Here is a 24,469-nt window from a genome sequence, read left to right on the forward strand (position 1 = left end):
CCGATGTTTTTGTAGATTTTCGATACTCCTCGCAATATTAGTTTAGCAAATGTTATCAAGTTACATAAACGTAGATCACAAGAAAGTCATAGGGCGGAATAGGTGAAACAGCAATGTCATGCGTTACGTTTAAAATAAATTCTATTGCTGTAGGCGCTGATTTCATAACGAAGAAAACGGTGTCATGGTAAAGCAATCAAGCCGTTATTGATTAATAACTGGGATGGTATTACGCAGCCAGCTCCCTAATTTTCGCTGATAAAAGGGTTGAGTATGATGAAGCAAGAAATGGCTGATACCCCCTTCTTGTTCATCAAGCTGGCAAAAATCGACAGATTCATCTTCATCAAGATATTTGCAAGCCAGTTCACCAGCTTCTTGCATCAGCAAATTAATCTCATTTTCTGTCAGTGTCACACTGAATTCCAAGCCAATTAATACATTGGGTTTTTCATCCACATTTTTATCATGAGCCATAATTAAAAACGCCTGTCGAACAGGTTTATGTTGTTTAAATAATTCAATGAGTGACTCAATAAGCTGAATCGGCTGTTCTTCTGGCTGACTTAGCGTAATAAGGCTTCCGTCAGGAACTTCTATTTCGGTAGCAATAGTTCCATTTAATAAGCTCATGAGCATCTCCGACAATACTGTTTTAATTGAAGTTAAGGTCATCGAAAAATTCAACAATAGCTCCCCACAAGAGGAGCTATTAAGAAAAGAGTTTCAGTTTATTTCGCTTTCGTCAGCAATAAATTGGCAATGGTACGTACACCATATCCCGTTGCTCCCGCCGCCCATTGTTCCACAGCGGATTTACGGTAAGTTGCTGAACAATCTATATGTACCCAATCTTTTTTGTAATTTTCAACAAAGTGCGACAAAAATGCTGCTGCGGTACTTGCTCCTGCCGAATGTGCCGGTGACGCAATGTTGTTCAGATCAGCAAAGTTGGATGGCAGTTGGCTACGATGGAATTCAGCCAGCGGTAAACGCCAGAATAATTCATGTTCATGATCGGCTGCTGCCATTAGGTCAGATACCAGTTGATCATCAAAACTTAAGACTGAGTGGTAATCATTTCCTACTGCGGTTTTCGCTGCTCCCGTCAAAGTGGCAGCATCAATAATAAGTTGCGCTTTTTCCGCACTGGCTTCAATCAAACCGTCAGCCAGAACCAGACGCCCTTCTGCATCCGTGTTCATCACTTCAACCGTTTTACCGTTGCGGTAGTGAATGATATCACCCAATTTGAAAGCGTTACCGCTCACCATGTTATCTGCAATGCTCAGAAACAGCTTTACACGATGTTTCAGGCCACGACTAATCGCCAAAGCCAGTGCCCCTGTTAATGTTGCAGACCCCCCCATATCTGATTTCATAGACTCCATGAAATTAGAAGGTTTGAGGCTGTATCCACCGGAATCGAAGGTAATGCCTTTACCAACCAAACAGGCGAAGACCGGTGCTTTTGCCTCTTTTGTTGGATTGAAATCTAATGCCAGGAACACGGGATCACGAGAAGAGCCACGGCCGACGGTATATACCCCCGCATATCCCTGTTCACGCAACTCATCCCCTTTGATGATGCGATAACTCACGGCATCACCTGCTACCCCGCGCAATAAATCAATAGCTCTCTGGGCAAGCTGTTCTGGTCCCAAATCTTCTGCCGGAAGGTTGATGGTATCACGCACCCAATCAATGAATTTGATCCTTCTTTCCAGTTCCTGTTTTTCCGTCGCAGGGAGTTGTGGCCATTCAATGGTGCGCAATCCTTTAGGGGAACGGAAACCCAGCCAAAATGACCAACTTTTTTCCAGATCCCAGCCCTCACCCACTAAAGCAATATTGCGAATTCCTTGCCCGTCAATTTTACGTCCAGCACGTTGAATTGCACCCAGCTTGCCATTGCCTTCTAAATGGATTGTGATCCCTTGCTCACTTGAGCTAATTAGTGCTTTTTCACCCCAGCAAGCGTTAGCTGGCTCATAAGACAGTGTTATGGGCATGATTTGCTTTGTCATTTTTTCTCACTTCTTATCTTATTGTTCACTGTGTCACATCGGTCACTGTTCCACAGTAAGGGTTTATAAAAAAACTGGCGATTGCCAGTTTTCCACTAAATACAGACTATGCCAAGCTCTTGAGCAGGAATCGGTGAAATTGCGCTATTTTTTCTTAGATAAATTGCACACTATTCATATTCATCCAGCCACACCAGCAAGATTGCTTCCAATATTTTTTCGTTGGATTTCTGTGGATCATCATCAAAATCCGCCAGCTCACAAATCCATTCATGCATATCGGTAAAACGCACTGTTTTGGGATCTAAATCAGGAAATTTATCATACAGCGCTTCGCCAATATCACGACTGTCAGACCATTTCATTTTCTGTTCTCCTGTCAGTGTTCGCGCGCATGGTTAATGGAGTATTTCGGGATTTCAACGACTAAATCCTCATCGGTAACTTTGGCCTGACAGCTCAAACGACTTTCAGGCTCCAATCCCCATGCCTTATCCAACATGTCATCTTCCAGTTCAGAGCTTTCTTCCAGTGAGTCAAAGCCCTCCCTGACGATACAGTGACACGTGGTACACGCACAGGATTTCTCGCAAGCATGTTCAATTTCAATGCCATTACGTAATGCCACATCCAGAATGGATTCGCCTTCCTGCGCGTCCAATACTGCTCCTTCAGGGCAAAGTTCGTTATGAGGTAAAAAGACAATTTTAGGCATAATTAAATCTCATCCACAGAATGACCCGCCAAAGCCCGGCGGATTGATGTGTCCATACGGCGTGCTGCAAATTCCTGCGTTTGCTTGTCCAATTGTTTAATTGCACTTTCAATCGCATCAGGGGAGGTTCCCTGAGCACTTTCGATTAATACTTGTGCGGCAGCATCAATAGCAGCCTGCTCTTCTTGACTCAGTAAATCCGCATCTTTTTCCAATGCACGGGTTAAACTTTCCAGCATTCGGGCGGCTTCTACTTTCTGTTCAGCTAATTTGCGGGCCTGAACATCTTCCTGTGCATTAGTCATGGAGTCTCTGAGCATGCGGGCAATTTCTTCATCCGACAGACCATAGGAAGGCTTAACCTGAATGGAAGCTTCAACTCCCGTGGATTTTTCCAAGGCACTGACGCTCAACAGGCCATCCGCATCAACCTGAAACGTCACACGGATATGTGCACCGCCAGCCGGTAATGGCGGAATGCCGTGCAGCGCGAAACGCGCCAGTGAACGGCAATCGGTGACTAATTCTCTCTCGCCTTGCACCACATGAATGCTCATCGCGCTTTGACCATCTTTGAAAGTGGTAAATTCTTGCGCTTTTGCAACAGGAATGGTGGTATTACGTGGAATGATTTTTTCAACCAACCCTCCCATTGTCTCCAAACCAAGTGACAACGGGATAACATCAAGTAACAACATTTCGCTGTCTGGCTTGTTACCCACCAGAATATCGGCCTGAATGGCAGCACCAACGGCCACCACTTTGTCCGGGTCGATAGAAGTTAATGGCTCACGATCAAAGAATTCTCCCACCATGCTGCGCACCAACGGCACGCGCGTTGATCCCCCCACCATGACAACCTGCAAAACCTCATCAACGGTCACACCTGCATCTTTCAACGCCCGACGGCAGGAAAGTAGTGTGCGTTTGACCAAAGAGATAATTAATTCGTTAAATTCGGCACGGGTAATATTACCCTGCCAGTTGGCAATATTGATTTCCGCCTTCTCAGCTTCACTCAAGGCAATTTTGGTTTGGGTAGCAATATCCAGTAATTGACGCTGCAATCCGTGACCGTTATCGCTGATCCCGGCTCGCTCACGTATCCAATCTGCCAGCAGCAAATCAAAATCGTCCCCACCGAGGGCGGTATCTCCCCCCGTTGCCAGTACTTCAAACACGCCTCGGCTAAGACGAAGAATGGAGACATCAAATGTCCCGCCACCAAGATCGTAAACGGCGATCACGCCTTCCTGACCGGAATCAAGCCCATAGGCAACCGCTGCCGCTGTGGGTTCATTCAAGAGACGGAGAACATGCAAGCCCGCTAAACGAGCTGCATCTTTCGTTCCCTGACGTTGGGCATCATCGAAATAAGCAGGAACTGTGATCACGACCCCATCCAGTTTATCCTCCAACGTTTCTTCTGCCCGTTGTGCCAACGACTTCAATATCTCAGAAGAAACCTGAATAGGATCTACTAGCCCCGCCACGGTATTGATCAACGGTAAACCGTTTTCACTGGCCTGAAACTGATATGGCAGGTTGGGGTAACGTTGTTGCACATCAGCCAAAGAGCGCCCCAGCAGCCGCTTGACTGAGCTGATAGTATTGGCAGGATCAGATGCAGCTTGCTGACGCGCCTGCCGACCAACCAGAATGTCTTCTTTGCGATACTGTACAACAGATGGAAGCAAGTGATGGTTCTCACTGTCTGCCAATGTTTCTGCCTGACCACTACGGACAGTCGCAACCAATGAGTGGGTTGTACCAAGATCAATCCCCGCTGCAAGCCGGCGTTGGTGCGGTGCGGCAGATAAACCCGGTTCGCTGATTTGTAATAAAGCCATATGTGCCCCTATAAATCTATATCAGCATAAATTTATTCAACTGAAATCCATTCAGCCAAAAATCATGCTAAACAATACGATTCAGCTGAAAGTCAGTCAAAAGTCCGCTAAAAATCATCCAACAACCGCTCTTCCAGTTGTTCAACCTGCTGTTGCAATTTATCCAGAAAGCGTAATTTACGGACGGTATCGGCTGCAACTGACCACTCGGCAGCATTGAGTTGCTGTTCCATCTGCTCACTACGTGTTTTAATCATTTTATTCAAGCGAGATGAAAAATCACTCAATGCTGTTGTTGGATCTATGCTACGCCCAATGGCATCAAGCTCTTCACGCAATTCTAATTGCTGCATCAAAAAAGCCGTATCCTGCATCGTGTGCTGTTCGTTGGATAGATCGAACCCGTGCTGAGACAGCATATATTCTGCGCGTTTCAGGGGATGTTTTAGCGTCTGATAACCATCATTGATGGTAGCAGCTTGTTGGAGTGCCAGTGTTTTTTCACGTTCTGGCTGATTGGCAAAACGATCAGGATGAAACTGGCGTTGCAATTCCTGATAACGGGTCACCAACTGTTCACGATCAATCGCATAACGTGCAGGCAGCCCAAATAAAGTAAAATAGTCCATAAGTTACTCTTGGTTTCGCAAAATGCGGGTCAAAAAACAGGGTTAAACGTGGAAACTTTCTCCACAACCGCATTCGCTGGAAACATTGGGGTTGTTGAATTTAAAGCCTTCATTCAGGCCCTCTTTAACAAAATCCAACTCAGTACCATCAAGGTAAATGATGCTTTTACCGTCAACGATGACTTTCACGCCCTTATCTTCAAAAATCTGATCTTCTTCATTTACTGCATCAACAAATTCAAGCACATATGCCATACCAGAGCAGCCGGATGTTCTCACTCCCAAGCGCAACCCGACACCTTTTCCTCGATTGGCAAGAAAGGCCAAAATACGTTGGGCTGCACTTTCTGTCAGGGAAATTGACATACAACACCTCACTTTAAAACTAGTAAAGGTGGATATTGCAACAATATCCACCAGAATTATTTTCTTTTTGCGAAAAAATTATTTGGCCTGGCGCTTGCTTTTGTAATCAGCAATAGCCGCTTTGATAGCATCTTCTGCCAAAATAGAACAATGGATTTTCACTGGTGGTAATTCTAACTCTTCAGCAATCTGAGTGTTTTTTATCAACTCAGCCTGTTCCAATGATTTACCTTTCATCCATTCTGTTACCAAAGAACTGGATGCAATTGCAGAGCCGCAGCCATAGGTTTTGAAACGAGCGTCTTCAATGATGCCTTCATCGTTGACTTTGATTTGCAGTCGCATGACGTCACCACAAGCCGGTGCCCCTACCATGCCACTACCCACTGTCGGATCTTCGCTATCGAATGAACCAACATTACGTGGGTTTTCATAGTGATCAATTACTTTGTCGCTGTAAGCCATGTCGTTACTCCTGAAACCGTCTGATTAATGATGAGACCATTCGATGGTGCTGAGATCCACACCCTGTTTGAACATTTCCCACAATGGAGAAAGATCACGCAGGTGACCAATTGCGTTGTGAATCAAATTGATTGCATAGTCTATTTCTTCTTCTGTGGTAAAACGCCCCAAAGAGAAACGAATAGAACTGTGCGCAAGTTCATCATTCATACCTAGTGCGCGCAGGACATAAGAAGGCTCCAGACTCGCTGAAGTACACGCCGAGCCAGAAGAAACTGCCAGATCTTTCAATGCCATCATCAATGACTCACCCTCAACATAGTTGAAGCTGACATTAAGAATGTGCGGCGCACCCTGTTCTAAATCACCGTTCAGGTAAACTTCTTCAATATCTTTGATACCGTTCCACAAACGCAGACGCAGACCACGCAGACGCACTGCCTCTGATTCCAGTTCTTCTTTCGCGATACGGTAAGCTTCACCCATGCCAGCAATCTGGTGAACAGGCAATGTACCTGAACGCATACCGCGCTCATGACCGCCACCATGCTGTTGTGCTTCAATACGCACGCGAGGCTTACGGCGAACATACAGCGCACCAATCCCCATCGGGCCATAAAGTTTATGGGCCGAAAAGGACATCAAATCAACTTTTAACTGACTGAGATCGATTGGCAATTTACCAACACTTTGGGTTGCATCCACATGGAAAATAATGCCACGGCTGCGGCATAATTCACCAATGGTCAGGATATCCTGAACAATACCGATTTCGTTATTGACGTGCATGATGGAAACCAGAATGGTGTCTTCACGCAGGGCCGCTTCCAGTTCTTTCAGATCAATCAGGCCATTGCTCATTGGTGCCAGATAAGTGATCTCAAAACCTTCGCGCTCCAGCTGCCGGCAAGTATCCAAAACCGCTTTATGTTCAGTTTTGCTGGTGATAATGTGCTTGCCTTTCTTCTGATAAAATTTTGCAGCACCTTTAATTGCCAGGTTATCTGATTCTGTTGCACCTGAAGTGAACACGATTTCACGTGGGTCCGCACCAACCAAGTCAGCAATTTGATTGCGCGCGATATCAACCGCTTCTTCAGCCTGCCAACCAAAACGGTGTGAACGGGAAGCTGGGTTACCGAAGACGCCGTCAATAGTCAAATAGTTCATCATCTTTTCAGCAACACGTGGATCGACCGGTGTTGTTGCTGAATAGTCCAAATAAATGGGTAATTTCATTGCTCACATGCTCCGTAAGACACTTTTAATACTTTCATTGCCACACAAGTATTTGCCGCAAGTTACGCACGCAGATTAACGTTAATCGTCTCTTGAAGTCTGCCGTTAGGGCCAGGGGTACGGCGCTTATCGCCGTCTTGACGATCAGCAACATCCAATACTTCTTGGTTATTGACTAATTCTTCTAAACTGATGCTACTCAGGAAACTCGTGATACGATCACTGAGGTCACGCCACAAGGCATGAGTCAAACACCGATCGCCGCCTTGACAACCTTCTCGCCCCTGACAACGAGTGGCATCAACAGATTCGTCAACGGCTGAAATCACTTCGGCAACGAAAATTTTACCGGCATTTCTGCCCAATAAATAGCCGCCACCTGGACCACGGACGCTAGAAACCAGACCATTTTTACGCAGGCGGGAAAACAACTGCTCAAGATAGGAAAGGGAAATACCCTGACGTTCAGAAATATCGGCTAACGGCACCGGCCCTTCTTGTGAATGCAACGCCACATCTAACATGGCTGTTACCGCATAACGTCCTTTTGATGTCAGTCTCATAACAAAAACTCCGTGGTGAAATATGGGTGAAATTGTGGCATTCCTGAGTATTTTAGTCAACTATTTAACCGAGTAATTTACTCAACTATTATTTGCCTATCTTTCACGTTTTCACTTGCCTATCCCACGGCTTTCCCAACTGCTTTCCGCTATTATCCAGTGACCTATTATCCCGTTAAATTGTATTTTCTGGCGACGCTTCCTGTTACTTTCTGCCACAGTTCTGACTGTACATTTTTTAACTACATCAAGTTATTTTTTATCCCACTTCTCCACGGAAGTCAGTATACCACGCAGGATATTCAGCTCTTGGGTTTCTGGCCGGGCACGAGTATAAAGACGTCTTAATTTATTCATTATCTGGCCCGGATGCGCTTTGCGAATGAAACCAGACTCTTGCAACACCTGTTCAAGGTGCTGATAAAAACGCTCCATATCTTCGACAGGGGGATACTCTACTTCGTGCTCTGGTGACGTTGCCTCTTCTAATTGCTCTTGGGTCGCCAGGTATGCCATGCGAATTTCATAGCTAACCAACTGAACCGCCATCGCCAAATTCAACGAACCGTATTCCGGGTTGGTTGGGATATAAAGGTGATAATTACACTTCTGCAATTCTTCGTTAGTCAAGCCAACACGCTCACGGCCAAAGACAATAGCAACGGGAGAGTGGCTGGCGGTTTCGACACAGCGTTCACCACATTCACGTGGCTCAACCATCGGCCAGGATAGGGTTCGGGAACGGGCACTGGTGCCAATGACTAACTCACATCCCGCCAATGCCTCATCCAACGAATTCACAATCGTTGCATTGCCGATAACATCACTTGCACCGGCGGAAAGTGCAATAGCGTGAGAATCAGGCTGGACAAGCGGATTAACCAGATACAGGTTGGTCAATCCCATTGTTTTCATGGCTCTAGCGGTTGATCCCATGTTCCCTGTATGGGAAGTTTCTACCAGAATAATGCGGATATTCTCTAACATGACGGCTTTTAAATTCAGTATAAGAGCCGAATATCTTAACACAGCATTAGTCATTTTGACGAACTACTGCTATAATGTGCGCCAATTTATTTCCCGTTCTTTAAAATTCTGGTGGAAGAAGATACCCATGCATCCGATGCTAAACATCGCTATACGCGCTGCGCGTAAGGCCGGCAACTACATTGCCAAAAGCTACGAAACTCCTGATGCTGTTGAAGCAAGCCAAAAAGGCAGTAATGATTTCGTTACTAATGTTGATCGTGAAGCAGAAAAGCTGATCATTGACATCATCCGTAAATCTTACCCTAAGCATACGATTATCACCGAAGAAAGTGGTGATCACATAGGAGAAGAGGATGACTTCCAATGGGTTATCGATCCACTGGATGGCACCACCAACTTTATTAAACGTCTTCCCCATTTTGCTGTTTCCATTGCTGTGCGCATTAAAGGCCGCACAGAAGTATCCGTAGTTTACGATCCAATGCGCAACGAGCTGTTCACTGCAACTCGTGGTCAAGGCGCTCAATTGAACGGTTATCGTCTGCGTGGTACTAATGCCCGTGATCTGAATGGAACTATCCTTGCGACCGGTTTCCCATTCAAAGCCAAGCAGCACACTATTCCTTATATGAATGTACTGAATAAATTATTCGATCGCTGTGCCGATTTTCGTCGCACGGGTTCTGCGGCGTTGGATATGGCGTATGTTGCTGCCGGACGGGTAGATGGTTTCTTCGAAATTGGTCTGAAACCCTGGGATTTCTTCGGCGGTGAATTGTTGGTACGTGAATCAGGTTGTATTGTCACTGATTTCGTTGGTGGCCATAACTATGTCACCTCTGGCAATATCGTTGCTGGTAGCCCACGTATCGTTAAAGACATTCTGTCTGAAATGCGTGAAGAATTGACTGAAGCATTGAAACGTTAATTCGTTATTATTGAATAAATATAATTTGAGCAATGTTATTTTTAGGGCACCTCTCGGGTGCCCTTTTTTCTTATTTTCGTTTTTTGTTAGTGCGAAAGTGGATGGGCTTCAACTTTTGGTCTCAGGAACAGGGTGGGCAACGCAACCAGCGCCATCACCCAAAATATGCCACTTCCTATCTGCTCATACATGAAACCCGCAATCATACTCATGACGGCAATACCGCCTCCCATGGCTAAAGCAGAGTAAGTTGCCTGCAACCGGATGATTTCGTTTTCTTTTCTGGCACCAATAAAACGCATCGCTGCCAAATGGCAAACGGTAAAAGTACCACAATGCAGGATTTGAATAACAATCAGCATCGATAATTCCGTTGAAGTTGCCATGAGTCCCCAGCGAACAACCCCACAAATCCCCGACAATAACAGCAAATTACGGGCACTCCAACGACGGAATAATCGCTTGCTAAAAGTAAAGATAATAACTTCAGCCACCACTCCCAACGACCAGAGATAACCAATAGTTGATGAGGAATAACCCTCTTGCTCCCAATAAATGGAACCAAAACTGTAATATCCCGCATGGGCAGCCTGTAATAAAGTTACACAGAGTAAAAAACGCCACACTGACTTTTCAGATAAGAGTTCTTTAAAAGAAACGGCATTGGTTTTGGCGGCTTTAATCTTACCTACCGGCATGATGGAAGGTTTCAACATCATTCCCAGTAACATAGCTGTAACGCTGAATAGCAAAAAAGCCAGAATGATATGGTGTGTGCCAAATAACTCGTGACCAACCCAATGATTCAAACTATCAGACGATATATTCCAGCCAAAATTCAGACTGCTGATTGAGAGATTGATACCATTGGCAGACATCAATATGCCCGTCAACGACGAACTAATCACAAATGCAATCGAACCCCAGACCCTTACCTTGCCATAATCAAAGGTAAACTGCTTTTGCCATGTTCCCGCCAACGCATCTGATAAGGGAACTAGTGGTGAGAAGAATAAGTTGAAACCAACCATAATAAAGAAAAGCCATACCCAATAACTACCGAATACAAAACCAACAGCGAAAAGCAATGCCAGTAATGAGAGGAGACGCAATGCATTAATTAATTTAGCGGGGTTTTTTACCGTAGGAGAGATAACCAGACTACCGACAAAACGAGCTACCATGCCAACACCTAGCAAAACACCTATCATTGAGGCATCAATGCCTTCACCTTTTAACCAGACAGACCAAAAAGGCAAGAATATACCGTAGGAGAAAAAATAGGTGAAATAGCCCAGGCCCAACCAAAATGTTGATGGAACAACCATCCGAATGCCCCCGTTTTTGATACAAAAAACCCGCTCAAAACTTACGTTATGAGTCGGGCTTATTACTAAACTACATTTTATTTAAATTAGGCGTAAACAGGATATTTTGCGCAGATGTCCAATACTTTTTGCTTAACACGTTCAATGGTTGCTTCATCATTGATGTTATCCAGCACATCACACATCCAGCCCGCCAGCTCGCGAGATTCGGTTTCTTTGAAACCACGACGGGTAATTGCCGGTGTCCCGATACGGATACCAGAGGTGACGAATGGGCTACGCGGATCGTTAGGCACACTATTTTTGTTCACCGTGATATTGGCACGTCCCAAGGCCGCATCAGCATCTTTACCCGTAGTGTCTTTGTCCACCAGATCCAGCAAGAACAGATGGTTTTCGGTTTCCCCAGAAACCACTTTGTAACCACGTTGCTGGAATACGTCTACCATCTCTTTCGCGTTCTTGGCGACTTGTTGTTGGTAAACTTTGAATTCAGGTTCCATCGCTTCTTTCAATGCAACTGCCTTACCGGCAATCACATGCATCAACGGACCACCCTGGGAACCCGGGAAGACAGAGGAATTCAGTTTTTTGTAAAACGCTTCATCGCCACCCTTCGCCAAAATCAAGCCACCACGTGGGCCAGCCAATGTTTTGTGCGTTGTGGTTGTCACAACGTGTGCATGAGGTACTGGGTTTGGATAAACCCCAGCGGCAACCAGACCCGCTACGTGAGCCATGTCAACGAACAGATAAGCACCGATTTCATCCGCAATTTCACGCATCTTCGCCCAATCGACAACGCCAGAATACGCAGAGAAGCCACCGATGATCATTTTAGGCTGATGTTTTTGCGCTTGATGACGAATATCGTCGTAATCGATTTTGCCATTTTCATCAATACCATAAGGCACGATGTTATAAAGTTTACCAGAGAAGTTAACCGGGGAGCCGTGAGTCAGATGGCCACCGTGCGCCAGATTCATCCCTAAAACGGTATCGCCGGGTTTTAGCAGTGTCATATACACCGCCGCATTTGCCTGAGAACCAGAGTGAGGCTGGACATTAGCATAATCTGCACCAAACAGCGCTTTTGCGCGGTCAATCGCAAGCTGTTCAACTACATCGACATACTCACAGCCACCGTAGTAACGTTTACCCGGATAACCTTCCGCATACTTGTTAGTAAGCTGAGAGCCTTGTGCCTGCATGACTCTTGGGCTGGTGTAGTTTTCAGAAGCAATCAATTCAATGTGTTCTTCTTGACGACAAACCTCCTGTTCCATCGCTTGCCACAGTTCGGGATCGTAATTCACAATATTCATTTCACGCTTTAACATTGGGTTCTCCTGACTCAGCTACATCTCTTAAAAAATACCCCTGAGGGCCAGAATGTCACACAGTGTAAACTCTTTTTATCGAATGAGATAGTCTTGACAAAACAAATTACGCAAACGTTTGCTTCATAGGTTAGTGGTCGATTAGCCGTTAAATAACGAATTGTTTTGCTAATGATTACGGATTTATTACTGATATTTGTGATCCTGATCGGGAACAGCAATGATAATACCCCTGTTTTTTTGATTTAAAGAAAGATAATCCTCTTTTCTTGGGCTGATATATTCCCAAACCCTATAAGTTGTATTTAAAATACAATTTATAAATTTCAGCATTATGTGAGAAAAATTCAGGAGATCCCCATGCTAGATAATCAGGTTATCGCAACCATAAAATCGACCATTCCACTCATTGTTTCTACAGGCCCTAAGCTCACTGCGCATTTTTACGAACGTATGTTCAAACACCATCCTGAATTAAAGGATATTTTTAATATGAGTCACCAGATCAATGGTGATCAGCGTGAAGCCCTTTTCAGTGCCCTTTGTGCTTATGCTGCCAATATCGATAACCTGTCGGTGCTCTTACCTGCCGTAGAAAAAATCGCCCATAAACATGCCAGCCTTAACATTCAACCTGAGCATTATCAAATTGTAGGTACGCACCTGCTGGCAACCCTTGATGAACTGTTTCATCCCGGTGATGAAGTGCTCACCGCCTGGGGAAAAGCCTACAACGTATTGGCTAATGTCTTTATCAATCGGGAAGAGGAAATCTATCAGGGTGGTGAGTCTCTGGAGGGCGGTTGGCGTGATCTGCGTCAGTTCCGTGTCAGCCGGAAACAACCACAAAGTGATGTCATTACTAGCTTTGAGTTTGTGCCTGTTGATGGTGGCAAAGTCATGGATTATAAGCCGGGGCAATATTTGGCGATCTATGTGGAAGATCCAACACTTGAAAACCGTGAAATTCGCCAATATTCACTGACCGTTGCGCCAAATGGCACCAGTTATCAAATTGCCATTAAACGTGAATCTCAGGGCAAGGTGTCAAACTACATGCACGATAAGATACAGGAAGGGGATATCGTGATGCTGGGAGCGCCACGTGGTGATTTCTTCCTTGATGTGCAATCTGATACGCCAGTGACGCTGATTTCTGCCGGGGTTGGTTTGACACCGATGATGAGTATGCTGCAATCCCTGCATAACCAACACCATGCGGGTTCAGTCAATTGGTTCCACGCCGCAGAGCATGGCGGCCACCACGCTTTCGCGGATAAGGTGAATGAAATTTCCCAGTCCATGCCTGATCTGTATGCACAAGTTTGGTATCGTGAACCCAGAGACTTCGATCAGAAAGGCGTACATTATCAACATACCGGGCTTATGGATTTGTCTCTTGTGCGAGACGCAATAACGGTAGCAGGGATGCACTTCTATTTCTGTGGACCTGTGGCTTTCATGCAACATATTGCCAAACAGTTGCTGGCAATGGGCATTGATGAACAACATATCCATTATGAATGTTTTGGCCCACATAAAGTCATTTAGTACGGTTTCCCTGATACCCCCGAATGCTGGATAAGAAATTGAACTAAAAGCCTGTTCCAAGAGCAGTATCTTAGACCAATAACATACTGCTCTAAAAGGGAACAGGCTATAGACAAAATAGGGGAGCAATTTTGTCTCGACAACAAGTGTCGTCGGTAAGAGGTAACCATTCACCAGCCCTGTATTGACTAGCAGGGAAGCAGATTAAAGACATCCGGATAGGGCTGTTTTCGGGTCACCGCTGTCGCGATTTCACTGAGTACATCCAGTGCCGATAATCCCCGTTGTTTGCAGGTTTCCACCACCGACAGCAGTCGGGAGCGGTACTGTTCACCCCGATAGGAATTTGTCCCAAAGCAGATTTTTCGCATGAGCACACTGCCACGCAGGCACCGCTCCGCCTCGTTGTTGGTCAACGGGATGTTTTTATGATGGAGAAAAACCCATCATCCCGCTTCATGCTTAAGAATATAAGCACACCTGCTGGCATAACGGGAGGCCGGAACCTGTTCTCCCTTTTTCAGCCAGCTCATCAGGCTTTTCCTGAGTCTGGACAGGCGATTGCGCCAGTGTGCTTCGTCAATGTTCTGATTTTCATAGCGGTGTTGGGTGCGGAACACACTATGGCAGAGCAAAACCAGTCGTTGACCGATAAACGCGGTCAGCCCGCCCCCGCTGTAATCGGCCATCTGTTGCAGGTTGCGGGTGATGTGCGCCCAGCAGAACTGATGTCGGGATGGGGCCAGCCAGTGATAGCTGGCGCACTGGTCAGTCACGATAACCGATGGCGTTGTCTCGCCCAGCAGCAATTTGGCCGTTTCCGCATTACGGTAAGCGCGGATTTTCTGGTAAACCGCCTTGCTGCCGCTGAGCAGCCAGACCCAGCGGGTGGCCGCTTCTCCGTTGCGTTGATGGGGCGTTTCGTCAACATGGATAACCGCAGATTGCCTGACATAATGCCCTAACGCCTGATGCAGCGGCGTCAACATTGAACTGATCCGCCCCTGCGCTTCAGAGATAAGGCCCGTGGAAAAGTGGATGCCATAAGTGTCCCGGATCAGGCGCTGTATCTTACTGATGCTCAGAGGGTATTGTCCCGACAGAACCGCCATCTGGCTCATCAAACGGGGCCCCAGTTGTCCGGAAGGCGCATCGTCGGGTAACGTAGCCCGGACGGTGTGATGACAACACTGACAGCGGCCATGAAACAGTTGATATTCGGTGTTTGCATCGGGTTCGCCAGCGGTTAATGAAGAACAGAACGGCACTGATTAATCAAATCCGGGGATTAGGCTTGGAATATGGCATTGCCATCCCAGAAAGCGCCCATAAGGTGGAGCAATGTTTGCCTGAACATCTGGAAAACGCGGAAAATGACCTGACGCCAATGAGCCGTGAGCTGTTTCAGGAACTGTTGTTTGAACTCAAAGAACAACAGCAGCGCCTGATGGAGCTGAATAAACGCCTCGGCCACCTAAATGCGCAACAGGAAGATATCGGGCGGTTACTGACACTGCCGGGTATCGGTCCTCTGGGAGCATCGGCTTTGATGGTCGCCTTGGGCGACAGCAATGACTTTAAAAATGGCCGCCATTTTGCCAGCTATCTGGGACTGGTACCAAGGGAACAGAGCAGCGGAGGTAAAGTCAGGTTATTGGGGATCACGAAACGTGGAGATAGCTATTTGCGTGGAATACTGATCCACGGTGCCCGCTCAGTGGCTTATCGGGTGCAAAAACTCCCCGACGAACGATGTAATGGATTGCAGCGTTGGTTAAAAGGCGTGATAACCCGTAGCGGACTCAATAAGGCAGCAGTAGCGCTGGCAAATAAAAATGCCCGAATAGCGTGGGCACTGGTCAACCAACAATCGAGTTATGAAGCGCGATGAGTCACCCTTTATGTAGCAAAAGTCCATAAGTTGATGTAATGACAGGTAGTACCGACTCTCTGTGAACCTGGTAACCCGGTCAGTCTATCGAGACTGTCGAATTAATGAGGACAGAGAGTGCGGATTTTCATCAGGGCTCACTGAAGCCGAATATATGTTTGCGACTACGTTGTCAGAAAAATTCACCCACCCACTTGAATTAAGTCGGTGTCCATATATACCGGGTTAATTTATTAGCCTGGTAAATCGGAGAAGACAAGCGCAGCGCGTCAGTGTCTCCATAAGTTAAAATGATTATTTTTCTATTTAGTACTACATCCGTACAACGCTTTTCAAAAAATACCCATTTCATACAGATGAAGATGAATATTAATCTAGTGGAAACTTCGGTCTGCATTTTCACACATTAATTCATTATTTATATTGCTCCTTTTACAATTCATATGATTGTTCTGAAAGCCTACGAAATTCCACAGCCTGAGATAATTGATATAATAACATTTCAGTGTCATTCCAACCAATACAGCTATCTGTTACGCTTTTTCCATAAATAAGTGCTTTCCCTTTACATATATTTTGGCTACCCTCAACTAGATGGCTTTCAATCATAACTCCAATGATTGATTTATATCCACTTGAAATTTGTTCACATACGTTTTTACCAACCTCTAACTGTTTTTTAAATTTTTTTTCGCTATTAGCATGGCTAAAATCAATCATGATATATGGATTCAAATTAGCCATTTCCAATTCTTTTTTCGCCATATTAACATGCTTGGAACTATAATTAGGTTCTTTTCCTCCACGCAGAATGATATGGCAATCTCTATTTCCATTAGTAGATACCATTGCTGGATATCCAAATTTAGTTATAGAAATAAAACTATGTGGTGAATTAGCTGCATGAATAGCATCAATCGCAATTTTAATCGAACCATCAGTTGAATTTTTAAATCCAACTGGACAAGAAAGGCTAGATGCTAACTCTCGATGAATTTGAGATTCTGTAGTCCTTGCACCTATAGCTCCCCAGCTAATAAGATCAACTAAATATTTAGGTGTAATCATGTCAAGGAACTCACTGGCAACAGGAAGATCCATTTTATTTATATCAAGTAATAAATTTCTAGCCAAAAATAAACCATTATTTATATCAAAGCTATTATTCATATCTGGGTCATTAATTAAACCTTTCCAACCTATGGTTGTACGTGGCTTTTCAAAATAAACTCTCATTATTATTTCTAAATTAGATTTAGATTTTTTACGCAGTGCACTCAAACGCTCTGCATACTCTAATGCTGACTTTATATCATGAATGGAACACGGGCCAACTACTACCAATAGTCGATTATCTTTTCCATTTAAAACGTTGCGTATTTTATTACGGTGTTTTTCAACAGAACTCATTTCTGAGTTAGCTGTTGGAAGTTCCTCAAATAATTCCATTGGAGTGATTATTTTATTTTCTTTTAAAAAACCATCTTGATAAGGGAGCATTTTTCACCTATTTATTTAATATTATTTAAAAATTAAACAATATGTAATTAATTGCAATATGATAATACCACCACCATTAATAATAATTTATATTAATAGACAAACTAATTACATTTTTTGATAGATATTTTATATCATTATAACTTCTACTTTAAAATAAAGTAAACTTCATCTTAAAGTAGAATATTTATCAAAATGCTTATAAGATATATATTATTGAGATGGAAATATTATTTTTTATGAACATTTGAAAGTCTCATATTTAAATATAATGCAGACACTAAAGAAAAAAGCATTATGACAAAAGCTATACTAGAAATGAAATTAGGACTTTCTGGTTTAATACTCATGATTAATACACCAACACCACTTGCTGCATAAAGTATAGATGTATTCCAAGATAAGTTTGTAGGAATATTATCTTTAGACAACGAAATAACTGAATGTTGCTGACAACTATCAAAAGACCCTGAGAATAAAAACCAAATTAAGATAAAAACAACTGATAATACTAAGCATGATATTTGAAAAGCTAATGGTATGGCTATCATTCCACCTAAAGAACAATATGCCAAAAACATAATCACTCTGTTTTTATTTTTTACAAATAACTTTTCTGAAATATATCCAATAGTCAGAGAACCTAAAAATGTTCCGACTCCACTTAATATTCCTATAAAACCAATATATTTATCATGAACAAAAAAATTTTTTGATAAATATATAGCCAAGAATGAATAAGCTCCTAAACTAGCTGAGTGGAATAAAAAAGTAATAATATAACTCCATCGCAAATGTTTATCCTGCCAAGAAGATAAAAGTGTCTTAATTATATTGCTTTCATGATTAATATTTTCTGATGCTATTTCTATAACACTTGATGAATGAGAAGATATTCTTTTCCAAATGCTGGGTAAAAGTAATACTGCGGATATACCTAGAATAGCTAAGACTGATTGCCATGAGAGAAAGGCAGCAGAATAAGATCCAATAGGAACTCCTAAAACCTGACCTAAAGCAAACGAGGCCATACCAAAAGCAATAGCTTTTCCTCGCAAATTTTCTTCAATCCTGTGGCTAATCCACACCCATGCTGAAGGACCAAAAAAAGCAACGCCAAGGCCAGCAACTCCACGACTGCATATAACAGACCAATAATCATATGTCAATACAGATAAGATATTTCCTATGAAAAATATTACAATACCAATCGTTATCATAAAACGAGGTCCTAATCTAGGATATAAAATACTAATAAATGGACCAAGAATTGCCTGTATAATAACGTAAGACGTAATTAATTGTGCTGAAGCAGAAATAGATACACTTAAATCTGAAGAAATTGCTTCAAGTAGAGGAGAAATAATATACATTTCGCTCCCTACGAGAAAGAATCCCATATATAGTGGCCAAAATGTTTTTATCAATTTACTAGATTGACACAACTTAAACTTTGACATTAACATCATCTCCATACAAATTATACCAACAATCAAAGTTAAGAGCTAATTCTGCCGATGAGTTAGATATGAAACTCCCAGCCTCATCAGCCAATACTGATTTATTTAATTTCTTGAGATCAAATAACTCTCCCAAGCGATGATTGTCTTTCTCTAATATAGAGCCTAGCTGTCTTCTGACCTCTGTTGAATATTTTGGGTCAAGAGTTGAAGGGTAAGGCATTTTTTTTCTGTTAATAATTTCATTGGGAATAAACCCATCAACCGCCGATTTAAGTAATGCTTTTTCTACTCCTTTGGCTGATTTATGTAACCAAGGAGTTGAAAAAACAAGTTCAATTAATCTATGATCACAAAATGGAACACGAGCCTCCACTCCAGCAGACATCGATAAACGATCTTTTCGTTCAAGTAGAGTTGGTAAAAAACGAGTAAGAGCAAGGTATGAAATAAATTGCATATGTTCTTCTTTTCCTAATTTATTTGATGAACTACCTGTAAACTCAATTAAAGCGTTGTCGTAATCTCTTTTTAAATAACCATCAACATCTAGACTCTTTATAATATCTGAACGAAAAACATTCAAGATCCTTTGATGTAATCGTCCATGTGCTGGAGTATCAGCTAGCCAAGGAAAAGTACCTGATTCTACTGCTGACAGATTATGGAACCAGCGATATCCACCCATAATTTCGTCTGATGCTTCCCCAGATAAAACAACTGTTGCAGTTGGTTTTATTGAGTGAAAAAGAGATAATAAACTGAGATCAAGATCTCCAATTCCATTAGGAAGATCCCTTGCTTTTACTGATTCTTCCCGCAAGCTTTTTCTTGTTAGATCTTGATAAGTTAAAAGATACTTATGGTGCTTTGTTCCCAATGATTTTGCTGCGATTTGAGCATATATAGAATCCTCTGTACGATTTGCCATTTCTTGCCCATCTTCATTTTTAAACAAAAAATCAACCTCATATGTATGAAGCTTATTTTTTAGTAATTTTTGAGCAATCGCTGAAATAGCAGTTGAATCTAAACCACCTGATAAAAGGCTTCCTAAAGGAACATCTGAAATTATTTGTTTATTTACTGTATCTAATAATACATCACGTAGAAGGTCAACAGTAGAATTGAAACTCATAGAATGAAAACCTTGGACTAAACTCCAATATTGATTCTGAGTTTTTACAATTTCATTATTATTTATTTTAAATGACAAAATGTTTCCAGGTATAACTTCATAAATTCCTTTATAAGGGGTTTCACCAGGAATTTTATGTAGTGGAAGTAGAAATTTAGTTACTCCTTGCTCACAAATTTCTTGCTTTACGTCAGGATGAGATAAGATGGTTTTTATTTCTGAACCAAATATAACTCCTTTAGAATTTATATAATAGAAAAGTGGTTTTACACCAAGTCTATCACGTACTAAATGAAGAGTTTTTGATGAAGAGTCCCATATTGCAAATGCAAATATTCCATTTAATTCTTTAATTGATTCATGACCTCTATGATTCCACTCTTGTAAAATCACTTCTGTATCACTATTCGTTTGGAATACCATTCCTTTATTTATAAGATTGTTACGCAATTCTTTATAATTATAAACCTCCCCATTATAAATAATTGTTAAATTTTTATTTAATGCTGAATTCATTGGCTGAGCCCCGCCTTTAATATCGATGATAGATAGCCTTCGATGACCTAAAGCTATAGGGCCATCTATAAAGTGACCTTCATCATCTGGACCTCTAAGACGTATAGATTTAATCATACCATCTAATATTTCTTTTCGTTTATTATTATTTGAAACATCCAAAAAACCTGCAATTCCACACATTCTATAAACTCCTCTAAAAGTAAAAAACTTTAAATATTAAATTTAGGATTATATATATTTAGCCATGCATCTATATTTAAGAGAAAACCTAAACCATTCGTTGCACTAGCTGCTGCACGAGGGCTGGGAATAGTTTTATTAGTTGATAAATATTCCTTTACTTTATTAGCATCTATTATATCCCAAATTAAAGCACTACTATCTTCTAGCAGGTTTTTTATTCTTATTTGCAAAAGATCGCTATACCTTGGATCTATTTGAGCAGGAAAAGCACTTTTTCTTCTTTTTAAAATAGATTGAGGAAGTAAATCTATTGATATGTCACGTAATAGTTTTTTCTCAATATTAGAATTATATTTTTTCTTATAAGAAATATTGTAAAGCATTTCAATTAAACGATGATCACAGAACGGTACTCGAACTTCAATACCAGCAGCCATACTCATACGATCATTTCTTTCTAGTAGAGCTGGTAGCCATCTTGTTAAGGTTAAATAACTCACTTTGCGTGATTTAATATCAGATTCGGATTCACCATGAAGAAAAGTTATCTCTGATAAAGATTTATTATAGCTCTCAGAAATGTATTCTTTGATACGCTCTTGTTTAATGAGATCACTTCTTAGTAAAGATGAAAACAAAGTTTTCCCTTCCAGCCAAGGAAATGTTTCTGATTTATGAAGCTCTGTATTATATAAAAAAGGATAGCCAGAAAATATCTCATCTGCTCCTTCGCCTGATAGTACAACAGTAGTATATTTACTTATATTTTTGAATAGAAGATATAGAGATACATCCATTTCTCCCCAACCTGGGAAATCACGTGCTTTTAATGATATCAGTTCATTATTTAATTGTTCATCATATGTTAATAGTGTTGTTCTATGTTTAGAGCCTATATATTCTGAAACTTCTCTAGCAAAAGGTTCATCTCTGGAAGTGTGCCATAACGTCTTCGTGAAAAATTTCTCATGTTCATTAAAGTCAATAGAATATGTATTTAGAATTTCATTCATATCTTTTTTTATATAATTAGCTGCAATAGCAGAAATTACGCTTGAATCTAACCCTCCAGAAAGGAGGCTACCAATATTTACATCAGAAACTAACTGTTGAGCAACAATACTTTCTAATTCATTACGAATTTTTTGGCAGGAATATTCATAGCTATAAATATCCTCTTCAGGTTGTAAACTCCAATATTTATACTCAGAAATATTGTTATTGGTAACAGTAATATAAAAACCAGGTTTTACTTGATTTATATCTTTATAGACAACTTTACCTGGTGAAGGTGCGGAAGATAAGGCTAATAACTCAATAAGTCCTTCTTCACCAACTTCCGTTTTATACAGAGGATGTTCCAAAATTCCTTTTGGTTCTGAACAAAATAAAATACCATTATTATATATATGATAATAAAGAGGTTTTACTCCAAGTCTATCACGCACCAAAACTAATTTTTCTAATTTACTATCCCAAATAGCATATGCGAAAATTCCTCTGAAGCGTTCTGCACTATGCACTCCCCATTGCTGGTAGGCTTTTACAACTACTTCCGTATCAGAAAATGTATCAAACTTATAGCCTAACGATATAAGTTCATCACGTAATTCTTTAAAATTATAAATTTCACCATTGTATGATACAATAGAAGTATTTCCATTATTATCATACGATACCATAGGTTGTTTTCCACCTTGTAAATCTATTACTGATAACCTTCTATGTGTCAAAGCAATATATATTCCTCTATATATCCCTCCCTCATCTGGCCCACGAGAAAACATGGTATTATTCATGGATTCTAAAATTGGTACATATTGTTCTTCTTGAAAGTTTGCTTTCCAGTCTAACCAGCCACTTATTCCACACATATCATTACCTGTATGTTTTAAAATTAAAAAGGATATTTATTATAACAATATGAAATATTATAAACTATTATGTATAGTCCATGAGCAGCCACGAACACCATTGGCGTCTATTAGTTCAAAATCCGCTTTATATCCTTTAGCTGTAATATTAGCATTAGTAGCTATCGTACAATACTCACAAGGCGATTTTAATGTAATTACGACCCCTTTACTTCTAGCTAACTCTCTATATTTCCAAATTCCACACCGTATTATATTCAATGTTGCTTTATTTTGATCTATTTGAAGAAATTTCATTTCTGATTGATACAATTCAAGCTGTTGACGGAGTCTTTCTAAAGGTCCTAAGGGACCGGGTAAACGTGGGATCTCAACAACCATGTGAATAGTTGCATTAAAGTTTGCCCATAATTCTATATCATCATGACCAAAGTGGCTGACAACGAATTTCTCCATTAATGCCTGTGCATTAAAAAAAGCTTTTTTCCATAAGGTTGGTTAAAACGAGGTGGGAACAGATTCGTAAATTTCTTTTTTAATTTGAATCCACTCATCAAAAAAAACTCCTCCTTTTAGTTCTATTAAATATTTATTTAACCCAGGTTCAGCCTCAAAAAGCCTTTGCCTCCATAAAACTGCCTGTTGTTTTTTATTAAGTTTCTTGCTAAAAATTTCATTCTCATTCATATAATAACCTAATGGTATTATTTACGTAAATAAATTAACTTTGTATGTACCAATAAAATATCTGGTGTATTAAATATACATATTAATTTAAATTGTGTAGACGTCAATAAAATAAATTCATATATCCTATTAAATTTTATTCTAGGTATAAATAAGAAAACTAAATGATCATAATTAAATATTTTGTTATATTTTTTTGAAAATTAATTTCTAATTGAAGTTAAATCATAATAGAATAATCACATTTATAAATTTATAAAATATATTATAATAACTTTAATTAAAGTGTTTGTCGTTAATTTTACAAATGAAAATATTTCATTTCGTGAAAATAACTCTTTATTTCATTTAACCATACAGGACAAAATTTTACTTACAAATGTCAAAAGATTATTTTTTAGTAAAGAGGAATATAACCCATTTACAACAGCAATTCTTAATAAAAAAGCGTTCGTACTATTTAGCTCCGTTTCAAATAGAGAAAATTGGCGTTTTTATTTTAATTTCATGTTGTTATAAACTTCAGTTTTCAACTGTTCATTGAGAATTACTGATAAAAAGTTGCCTCTGTTCAATACAATCGATATTATATTTATCTGTTACTACACGATCCTATCGCCTGCAAGGATCGCTTTCGGGTGGCGAAACAAAATCTCCTGTAGCCTGAAAGGGAGAGCAAAATTGCGGTACATCTGCCCACCTTTGGAAGCAGATATCATCGGATAAATAACAAATGTATCGATGATGAAGGTTTCCCGGTTTCTTTATGCACCGGCTTATCACATACATAGAGCAGTAACCCTGCTACGTTCACCATAAACCATTTTACCTTGCACGACCTTTACTCACGCTTTGATTTACGCACGATAAGAGTCCCGAAAGCTTCGCTGCGTCACTTGCGTTTAAGCGGAGCGATTACCAAGTGACGCGGCTAAGCATCAACGTCCAGAGCACGTCCGGTCTGGCTTTACGAACGATTTGAACCACATATTACCCAAAGTCACCACTTTCCATTGGCATTTTTCCGCCTTAATCCACTTATTTCGTTTATTTTTCACTCACTGCCTTGTAACAGGCTGATGCAGTAAAGAAAGGAGATATCACATGTCACGAATAATGAGGCGTTCATCCTGATTGAGATCAGGTGCTGAACGGGGAGTAAACCATCGCCGTGCCTGGCATGCACGTAGCGAACTCCTGCAATAACTCACCTCAATGCTATCTCT

Annotated in this window: 22 protein-coding genes and 1 pseudogene; 3 read left to right on the forward strand and 20 right to left on the reverse strand. The window is 41.2% G+C overall.

Going from position 1 to position 24,469, the window contains the following annotated elements; genetic code table 11:
- Nucleotides 1-204 precede the first annotated feature (204 nt).
- The 11 genes from ABLA76_RS08790 to trmJ form a co-directional block, all read right to left on the reverse strand.
- The gene (locus tag ABLA76_RS08790) at nt 205-633 is read right to left on the reverse strand and encodes an enhanced serine sensitivity protein SseB C-terminal domain-containing protein (RefSeq protein WP_348987630.1); all 429 of its coding nucleotides are present in this window, start codon (nt 631-633) and stop codon (nt 205-207) included.
- A gap of 98 nt (nt 634-731) precedes the next feature.
- Complete coding sequence (pepB, locus tag ABLA76_RS08795) at nt 732-2,027, reverse strand: aminopeptidase PepB (protein ID WP_348987631.1); 1,296 nt, start codon at nt 2,025-2,027, stop codon at nt 732-734.
- 170 nt (nt 2,028-2,197) lie between these two features.
- On the reverse strand, nt 2,198-2,392 hold the full coding sequence (iscX, locus tag ABLA76_RS08800) for a Fe-S cluster assembly protein IscX (protein WP_047768460.1): 195 nt from the start codon (nt 2,390-2,392) through the stop codon (nt 2,198-2,200).
- Between the two features lie 14 nt (nt 2,393-2,406).
- Nucleotides 2,407-2,742: an ISC system 2Fe-2S type ferredoxin gene (gene fdx, locus ABLA76_RS08805; protein ID WP_047768461.1), complete on the reverse strand. Its 336-nt coding sequence runs from the start codon at nt 2,740-2,742 to the stop codon at nt 2,407-2,409.
- Between the two features lie 2 nt (nt 2,743-2,744).
- Nucleotides 2,745-4,592 carry a Fe-S protein assembly chaperone HscA gene (hscA, locus tag ABLA76_RS08810; protein ID WP_348987632.1) on the reverse strand — a complete coding sequence of 616 codons (1,848 nt, stop codon included), beginning with the start codon at nt 4,590-4,592 and terminating at the stop codon, nt 2,745-2,747.
- Between the two features lie 107 nt (nt 4,593-4,699).
- Nucleotides 4,700-5,221 (reverse strand): co-chaperone HscB, encoded by a 522-nt coding sequence (hscB, locus tag ABLA76_RS08815; RefSeq protein ID WP_348987633.1) that lies wholly within the window; start codon nt 5,219-5,221, stop codon nt 4,700-4,702.
- Nucleotides 5,222-5,263: 42 nt separating this feature from the next.
- Entirely contained in the window at nt 5,264-5,587 is a 324-nt protein-coding gene (gene iscA, locus ABLA76_RS08820) for an iron-sulfur cluster assembly protein IscA (RefSeq protein ID WP_047768466.1), read from the reverse strand.
- 78 nt (nt 5,588-5,665) lie between these two features.
- Entirely contained in the window at nt 5,666-6,052 is a 387-nt protein-coding gene (gene iscU / locus ABLA76_RS08825) for a Fe-S cluster assembly scaffold IscU (RefSeq protein WP_047768467.1), read from the reverse strand.
- A 24-nt stretch (nt 6,053-6,076) separates the two neighbouring features.
- Complete coding sequence (locus ABLA76_RS08830) at nt 6,077-7,291, reverse strand: IscS subfamily cysteine desulfurase (RefSeq protein WP_047768469.1); 1,215 nt, start codon at nt 7,289-7,291, stop codon at nt 6,077-6,079.
- 62 nt (nt 7,292-7,353) lie between these two features.
- Entirely contained in the window at nt 7,354-7,854 is a 501-nt protein-coding gene (gene iscR / locus ABLA76_RS08835; RefSeq protein ID WP_348987634.1) for a Fe-S cluster assembly transcriptional regulator IscR, read from the reverse strand.
- A gap of 252 nt (nt 7,855-8,106) precedes the next feature.
- Nucleotides 8,107-8,841: a tRNA (cytosine(32)/uridine(32)-2'-O)-methyltransferase TrmJ gene (gene trmJ, locus ABLA76_RS08840; protein ID WP_348987635.1), complete on the reverse strand. Its 735-nt coding sequence runs from the start codon at nt 8,839-8,841 to the stop codon at nt 8,107-8,109.
- 127 nt (nt 8,842-8,968) lie between these two features.
- Between trmJ and suhB the strand changes: the two genes are divergently transcribed.
- Nucleotides 8,969-9,772 (forward strand): inositol-1-monophosphatase, encoded by an 804-nt coding sequence (gene suhB / locus ABLA76_RS08845; RefSeq protein WP_047768528.1) that lies wholly within the window; start codon nt 8,969-8,971, stop codon nt 9,770-9,772.
- 86 nt (nt 9,773-9,858) lie between these two features.
- Here suhB and ABLA76_RS08850 read toward each other — a convergent pair whose 3' ends face one another.
- Both ABLA76_RS08850 and glyA read right to left on the reverse strand, forming a co-directional pair.
- Complete coding sequence (locus tag ABLA76_RS08850; protein WP_348987636.1) at nt 9,859-11,100, reverse strand: 3-phenylpropionate MFS transporter; 1,242 nt, start codon at nt 11,098-11,100, stop codon at nt 9,859-9,861.
- 86 nt (nt 11,101-11,186) lie between these two features.
- Nucleotides 11,187-12,440 carry a serine hydroxymethyltransferase gene (gene glyA, locus ABLA76_RS08855; RefSeq protein WP_348987637.1) on the reverse strand — a complete coding sequence of 418 codons (1,254 nt, stop codon included), beginning with the start codon at nt 12,438-12,440 and terminating at the stop codon, nt 11,187-11,189.
- Nucleotides 12,441-12,800: 360 nt separating this feature from the next.
- On the opposite strand from glyA, the gene hmpA reads away from it, so the two are divergent.
- On the forward strand, nt 12,801-13,991 hold the full coding sequence (hmpA, locus tag ABLA76_RS08860) for an NO-inducible flavohemoprotein (protein ID WP_348987638.1): 1,191 nt from the start codon (nt 12,801-12,803) through the stop codon (nt 13,989-13,991).
- Nucleotides 13,992-14,179: 188 nt separating this feature from the next.
- Here the strand turns inward: hmpA and ABLA76_RS08865 are convergent.
- Nucleotides 14,180-15,214, reverse strand: a pseudogene (locus ABLA76_RS08865) (IS66 family transposase); the annotation flags it as partial.
- Between the two features lie 26 nt (nt 15,215-15,240).
- Here ABLA76_RS08865 and ABLA76_RS08870 point away from each other — a divergent pair.
- Nucleotides 15,241-15,882, forward strand: coding sequence for an IS110 family transposase (locus ABLA76_RS08870; protein ID WP_348987639.1), 642 nt, complete (start codon nt 15,241-15,243; stop codon nt 15,880-15,882).
- A 432-nt stretch (nt 15,883-16,314) separates the two neighbouring features.
- On the opposite strand, the gene aroG is transcribed toward ABLA76_RS08870, so the two are convergent.
- The 6 genes from aroG to ABLA76_RS08900 all read right to left on the reverse strand — a co-directional run bounded on the left by aroG (nt 16,315) and on the right by ABLA76_RS08900 (nt 23,243).
- Nucleotides 16,315-17,382, reverse strand: a complete 1,068-nt coding sequence (aroG, locus tag ABLA76_RS08875; protein WP_348987640.1) for a 3-deoxy-7-phosphoheptulonate synthase AroG — start codon at nt 17,380-17,382, stop codon at nt 16,315-16,317.
- A gap of 230 nt (nt 17,383-17,612) precedes the next feature.
- Nucleotides 17,613-18,857, reverse strand: coding sequence for an MFS transporter (locus tag ABLA76_RS08880; protein ID WP_348987641.1), 1,245 nt, complete (start codon nt 18,855-18,857; stop codon nt 17,613-17,615).
- Nucleotides 18,829-20,679, reverse strand: a complete 1,851-nt coding sequence (gene asnB, locus ABLA76_RS08885) for an asparagine synthase (glutamine-hydrolyzing) (protein WP_348987642.1) — start codon at nt 20,677-20,679, stop codon at nt 18,829-18,831. The genes ABLA76_RS08880 and asnB (ABLA76_RS08885) overlap by 29 nt, the downstream gene beginning before the upstream one ends.
- 29 nt (nt 20,680-20,708) lie before the next feature.
- Nucleotides 20,709-22,556, reverse strand: a complete 1,848-nt coding sequence (gene asnB, locus ABLA76_RS08890) for an asparagine synthase (glutamine-hydrolyzing) (protein ID WP_348987643.1) — start codon at nt 22,554-22,556, stop codon at nt 20,709-20,711.
- A gap of 57 nt (nt 22,557-22,613) precedes the next feature.
- Nucleotides 22,614-23,012, reverse strand: coding sequence for a hypothetical protein (locus ABLA76_RS08895; protein WP_348987644.1), 399 nt, complete (start codon nt 23,010-23,012; stop codon nt 22,614-22,616).
- A gap of 42 nt (nt 23,013-23,054) precedes the next feature.
- A complete protein-coding gene (locus ABLA76_RS08900) occupies nt 23,055-23,243 on the reverse strand; it encodes a hypothetical protein (RefSeq protein ID WP_348987645.1) in 189 nt (62 codons plus the stop codon).
- Between the last annotated feature and the right edge of the window lie 1,226 nt (nt 23,244-24,469).

The sequence above is a fragment of the Xenorhabdus sp. SGI240 genome (assembly GCF_040081915.1).
GTDB classification, from domain to species: domain Bacteria; phylum Pseudomonadota; class Gammaproteobacteria; order Enterobacterales; family Enterobacteriaceae; genus Xenorhabdus; species Xenorhabdus bakwenae.